Origin of the sequence: Photobacterium sanguinicancri (genome assembly GCF_002265265.1) — a bacterium.
In the GTDB taxonomy this organism is placed as follows: domain Bacteria; phylum Pseudomonadota; class Gammaproteobacteria; order Enterobacterales; family Vibrionaceae; genus Photobacterium; species Photobacterium sanguinicancri.
The window spans coordinates 1-398 of sequence record NZ_NOIF01000494.1; the positions used below are offsets into that span (position 1 = coordinate 1).

Consider the following 398-nt stretch of genomic DNA (forward strand, 5'->3'; position numbering starts at 1 on the left):
ACAAAACAATGAGTTAGATAACAACTTAGATCTTTTCAAAGTTAAAGAATGTCATAACAAAAATAACGTAAAAACGTGGTTTATGAGACTAGAGGAGTGCTATCAACACTTATCCAATTCAAACCCTGAGTTCCTAAATGCAATACTAGATGATGATAATTTAATTCGAACTCTATTACAGGTAGATATTCACGAATCACCGAGCAAAGAACAATATCAGAAACTTAAAATTGATGCTCTCAATTATTTGTCTGGTAGACATTATGAAATCTCTGGCTGAACAACATTAGAAAACCTATCAATTAGTTACTCTAACCATATCTATAAAAGTGAACTTATCGACGCCGCTTTAATATAAAAATATAAATTCATACGTGACTCTTATACAGATCGACGAG

The 398-nt window shown here is 31.4% G+C and carries 1 protein-coding gene; it reads left to right on the plus strand.

The features are described 5' to 3' along the window. A partial coding sequence (locus ASV53_RS25930; protein ID WP_205049254.1) for a hypothetical protein occupies window positions 1–280 on the plus strand: 280 nt, incomplete at its 5' end. Window positions 281–398: the final 118 nt, after the last annotated feature.